3 protein-coding genes are annotated in these 6,000 nt (G+C 34.0%); all 3 read right to left on the bottom strand.

What is annotated here, in order from left to right; genetic code table 11:
* Nucleotides 1-2,398 (bottom strand): TonB-dependent receptor (locus tag H510_RS0111470; RefSeq protein ID WP_036692666.1); only part of this gene is annotated, 2,398 nt, incomplete at its 3' end.
* 117 nt (nucleotides 2,399-2,515) lie between these two features.
* Nucleotides 2,516-2,947, bottom strand: a complete 432-nt coding sequence (locus tag H510_RS0111465; RefSeq protein ID WP_026904459.1) for a hypothetical protein — start codon at nucleotides 2,945-2,947, stop codon at nucleotides 2,516-2,518.
* Between the two features lie 74 nt (nucleotides 2,948-3,021).
* Nucleotides 3,022-5,994 (bottom strand): leucine--tRNA ligase, encoded by a 2,973-nt coding sequence (locus tag H510_RS0111460; protein ID WP_026904458.1) that lies wholly within the window; start codon nucleotides 5,992-5,994, stop codon nucleotides 3,022-3,024.
* Nucleotides 5,995-6,000: the final 6 nt, after the last annotated feature.

The raw sequence follows: 6,000 nt of genomic DNA, 5'->3' as shown, positions 1-6,000 counted from the left end.
GATTTTGATTCACTTTTAAGCTTCCAAATCTCCAACTGAAGTTAACGCCAACAGAACGGAAAGGTATGGAGAAGTTGTTAGACTGTACAAAGGCTGGGTTTCTAATTTCAGACTCGAAGTTTTTACGATTATTAAATGGATCTATCACATTTAAACCAATACTACCTTTTTTGTTAAACAATTCTTTTTTAAGACCCAAGCTCCACATGTTAAAAGATGGATTTCTACCTTGGAAAGTTCTTCTTGGTGAGTTGGTAATTAAGAAAGTCTCAAAAACTAAACCTTTAGGCATATTGTAAGTGGCGCTTAAGAAACCATTATACATCAAATAAACTTTATCTTCTATAGCTGAAAAATTTGCACTTGCAGTAGACAAATTAATATCATAAGTATAAATATTAAAATTACCTCTTAACGTAAGCTTTTTTGTTGGATTAACTGAGCCGAAGAAGTTAAATCCTACAGAATTATTTCTACCTACGTTATCATAAGTGGTGAATGAAATAATTTCGCCATCTACAGCTCTTTGAGTAATAATACTCTCAATAATATCTTTAGTTGCTCTATAATAAATAGAAGCATTGATAATAGTTGTTTTAACAAAAGTAGAGTAATTAATCTCAAAATTATCTGCTAGCTCTGGCCCTAAATTAGGGTTACCCTGAGATTGATTATAAAAATCGGCAGAGTTTAGGAATGGATTCAAGAAAAACACACTTGGTCTTTGTAAACGTTTATTATAGCTAAACTTTAAGGTTTGGAAATTCTTGAAAGTTCTTGAAACTACAAAACTTGGAACAAAATTGCCATAATCATTGGTGAAAGGCGTAAAAGCAGCAGTTCCGGTTGCAAAACCATTAATATCTGTAAACTCATATCTACCTCCTACTTTTATACCATACTTCTTTGCCAAAGTAAAGCCAAAGGTTGTGTAAGCAGAAAGCACATCTTGATTATAATCATAAATAAAATTTCTGCCATCTACAGGGATTTTATTGCCTCCAGATAAATCTGCACTATCTACGCCAGAATCATTGGTGATATCTCTTAAAATGGCTTTAACACCTGTTTCCCAAACTACTTTTTTGAAAGGATGGGTATAATCTAACTGAAAAGTAGACTCTTTATTGATAGCATCACTTGTACCAATTTCTTGACGAGCTACTGTAGAAAAATAAGAATCATAATCATTAACCAAATTACTTTGGGTTAACTGCCAAGCTAATGAAATTTCTTGTCCTTCTTTTTTGAATTTGTGGGTATAATCGTTATTCCAATCGTAACCAGTAACTCTATTTTTATTATTGGTTACACGAGTAAAAATATCACTTTCATTAGAATCATTAATATCATTAAAACCATCTACACCAAACTGAAACCAGTTTAATTTAAGGGTAGAGCTAACCGAATTGTATTTATTAAAATCATAATCGGCACCAATAGAACCATTAGTTGCCAAACGCTCTGTAGTACTTCTACCATTTTGAAGATTAAAACCTCCATCACTATCTATTCTATTAAAATCTAGAATAGAAGTTTGTGGCCAAGAATAATAACCACCACCATTAGCAGTTACGGTTAACCTACTCTTTTTAAGATTTAAATTTATATTTCCACTATTTTGACGGATACCAACGCCTGCATTAACTGAACCGCTCATTCCTTCTAAGTTGTTCTTTTTAGTGATGATATTGATGATACCAGAAGTACCCTCAGCATCGTATTTTGCCGATGGAGATGTAATGACTTCTACATTTTTAATTTGATCTGCAGGTATCGCTTTTAGAACATCAGCAATATTACCTGCCATGGTACCTGATGGTTTACCATTAATTAGTACCCTGATGTTTGAACTTCCTCTCAAAGACACATTACCATCATAATCAACAGATAAAAGTGGTACTTTACGTAAAACATCAGTAGCATTACCACCGGCAATAGCTACATCCTTTTCTGCATTATAAACCAGTTTATCTATCTTGTTTTCTACTATAGATGTTTGTCCTTCTACAACAACTTCGTTTAAAAGCTTTGCGTTAGGCGACAACTTGATGGTGCCTAAATTAATATCTGGCTTACTATTGGTTGTTGTTACAGGATCTATAATTTTGGTTTGATAACCAATAAAAGAAACGGTGATTCTGTATTTACCGGGTATTATTTTCTCTATTTTGAAAGCGCCTTTATCATCTGCCAAAGAGCCATTGGTTGATTTTGTTTGCTGACTTTTTGATAGTGCGATAGTTGCATAATCTATAGGTTTATTGGTTAGCGAGTCTATTACAGTACCCGATATTTTGCCAATAATGGTGCTTGAACCACCACCTGCCCCCATAGGCATTTGAGCAAATGTTTTAGTTGATATTAAAACAATTAGTAATAAGTATAAATATTTCATCCCTTGTTTTGTTGTATTTGCAAAATTAGAAGCAAAAAAAAAGTAAATGTTACAGGAGTGCAGAAATTATTTTCTCCTGTAACACTTACTTTACTAAACCTTTTTAATAAAAAAGATTTACATGTATTTGTTTTGAATTAAATATTCAATAACTCTTGAGAATTGTGGTGCCGTTTGGTCTATTTCTGTAGTCATATTTGCATTAAAATCTAAGAAATTAGACCCTGTATGGGTAACATTATCTTTATACGTTTTTAAAGATGCTTCTAAAATATTACGGTCTTTTTTAGATTGCTTTAATGCAGATTTAACATCGTAAGTGGCAATTAAAGCGCCTTTCTTGTTGTAAATAGAAACTATATAGTTTTTGATTTTAGATTTTGCAGCAATTATTTCTTTTTCATCGGCTTTAATTTTTCCTAGAACCCTGTCTTTTGCTTTGATTTCGTTATTTTCTATAACAATTTCAGATTTTTTATCATCAACAATTGTAGCATTTAAGAAATTAGTACATACGAGTAGAAGTAAAATAAAAAATAAATTTTTCATAGTTTATAGGTTTTAATTTGTTTAGCTTAGGATTTATACGCAAATATAATATTTACGGTTCTAAATATTTAATTCTAAACTACAATATTAACAATTCTTCCTTTTACTACTATCACCTTTTTAGGCAATTTACCTTCTAAATATTTTTGAACAGCTTCGTTTGCTAAAACTTCCTTTTCTATATCTGCCGCTTCCATACTTAAAGGGAAACTTAAATTGGTTCTGGTTTTACCGTTAACAGAAATGGGATAGTTAAAATCATTCTCTACCAAATATTCCGGATTAAATTTAGGAAAGCTTGCGTAAGAAATTGTTCCTGCTGCATTTCCTAATAAAGCCCAAAGCTCTTCTGTAACATGTGGCGCATAAGGGTGTAACAACAAAACTAAATCTTGAAGGATAGCTCTTTTGTTACATTTTAAATCTGTTAACTCATTAACCGCAATCATGAAACAAGAAACCGATGTATTGAAAGAAAAACGTTCTATATCTTCTTCTACTTTTTTGATGATTTTATGTAAAGCTTTTAACTCGGCTTTTGTTGGTGCCTCATCAGAAACTACAAAATTGAAAGCTTCATCATGAAACAGTTTCCAAAACTTTCTTAAAAACTTAAACACACCTTCTATACCATTGGTATTCCATGGTTTGCTTTGCTCTAGAGGGCCTAAAAACATTTCATACATGCGTAAAGTGTCTGCTCCATAACGTTCTGTTAAATCATCAGGGTTAACTACGTTAAATTTGGATTTAGACATTTTTTCTACTTCGGCTCCGCAGATGTATTTTCCACTTTCTAAGATAAATTCGGCGTTCGCGTACTCATCTCTCGAAGCTTTAAATTCATTAATATTTAAAATATCATTTTCAACAATATTAACATCAACGTGAATTGGCGCTCCTCCTTTTCGGATTTCAAACTTAGCAATAATAACATTAGGATATGCAGATTCGAATTTTTGTCTTAGTCTTTTTAAAACATTTTCTTCATTATAATTTTGATAATTATTTATCAAATTTTTTGAAACAAATATTGGATTATTTGCAACAAATGAGGATAAATCTACTTCATCTCTATTACTTAAATCTAGAATAATATCCAATCTAGTTCTATAAACAAAATTAGACCTTCCCTGAATCATCCCTTGGTTAATCAATTTTTTGAAAGGTTCTTCTTCTGTTACATAACCTAAATCTTTTAAGAATTTATTCCAAAAACGGCTATATAATAAGTGTCCTGTAGCATGCTCAGAACCACCTATGTATAAATCAACATCTTTCCAATAAGCTATTTTATCTTTATCTGCGAAAGCGTTTTCATTTTTTGCATCCATATAACGATACCAATACCAACTACTACCTGCCCAACCTGGCATGGTACTTAATTCGTACTCGTATTCGTCTTTATATTTCCAGTCTTTGGCTCTTCCTAGCGGTGGTTCGCCAGATTCTGTAGGTAAGTATTTATCAACTTCGGGCAGCATCAATGGCAATTCGCTTTCATCTATTAAGTATGGTAGACCATTTTTAAAATAAACAGGAACAGGCTCTCCCCAATAACGCTGGCGACCAAAAATAGCATCACGCATACGGTAATTTATTTTTGCGTAACCCATACCTTCTTGCTCTAAAAATGCAATAACTTTGGCTGTTGCCTCTTTATAGTTTAAGCCGTTGATAAATCCTGAGTTCACATACTGACCTTCTTTAGTTGGATCGGCCTCGTTTTCCATTTGCTGTGCATCTAAGATTTGGATGATTGGCAAATTATACTGCTGTGCAAATAAATAATCACGCTGGTCTCCGGAAGGAACGGCCATAACCGCACCTGTACCATAACCTGCCAAAACGTAATCAGCTATCCAAATTGGCACTCTGGCACCATCAACCGGGTTGATGGCATAAGCTCCTGTAAAAGCTCCTGAAACCGTTTTAGTATCGGCCATACGATCTAATTCTGATTTCTTTTTGGTTTGAGCAATGTAAGCTTCAATTTCTGCTTTTTGTGCAGCCGTAGTAATTTGCGCTACCAATTCATGCTCTGGTGCTAATACTAAAAATGAAACCCCGAAAATGGTATCTACACGGGTGGTGAAAACTTCAATCAAGTCCGAAGTCCGCAGACGGAGGTCCGAAGAGTCCTGGCTTCCGACCTCGGACGTCGGTCTTTCCAGACTAAATTTCACCATCGCTCCAACACTTTTTCCTATCCAGTTGCGCTGCATTTCTTTTAGCGGCTCTGGCCAATCTATATCATTTAAACCTTGTAGCAATCTTTCTGCGTAAGCGGTTATACGCATACTCCACTGCATCATTTTCTTTTGCTCTACAGGGTGGCCACCACGCTCAGAAAAACCGTCTTTAACTTCATCATTAGCTAATACGGTACCTAAAGCAGGGCACCAATTAACAGTGCTTTCCTTTAAGAAGGTTAAACGGTATTTTAACAATTCTGCTTGCTTCTCTTCTTCAGAAAAAGCAGCCCAATCTGTTGGTAAAAGTTTTTGCGTATCATCATCAGAAACAGCATTTAGATTTGCTGTTCCTTGTGTTTCTAAATGATGGATTAAAGTAGAAATATGTTCTGCCTTATCAGTAGATTTATTGTACCAAGCGTTAAACAATTGCATAAAAATCCACTGCGTCCATTTGTAATAATCAGGAGAGCTAGTGCGTACTTCTTTACTCCAATCAAAAGAAAAGCCTAGATTATCTAATTGCTCACGATATCTTTTAATGTTAGCCTCTGTGGTAATTGCCGGATGTTGCCCCGTTTGTATGGCATATTGTTCTGCTGGTAAACCAAAAGAATCATAACCCATAGGATGCAAAACGTTAAAGCCTTTTAATCTTTTATAACGAGCAAAAATATCAGAAGCTATATAACCCAGTGGATGCCCAACATGCAAACCTGCCCCAGATGGATAAGGAAACATATCTAACACATAATATTTGGGTTTAGTGGTATCGGTTTCTACTTTATAAGTTTGGTTTTGAGCCCAGAAATTTTGCCACTTAGCTTCTATACTTTTAAATTGATAATCCATTTCGCA

The organism is Pedobacter glucosidilyticus DSM 23534 (assembly GCF_000425145.1).
Lineage (GTDB): Bacteria > Bacteroidota > Bacteroidia > Sphingobacteriales > Sphingobacteriaceae > Pseudopedobacter > Pseudopedobacter glucosidilyticus.
The sequence above is the reverse complement of the archived record's forward strand: the minus strand, read 5'-3'. Positions and strand labels throughout refer to the sequence as shown.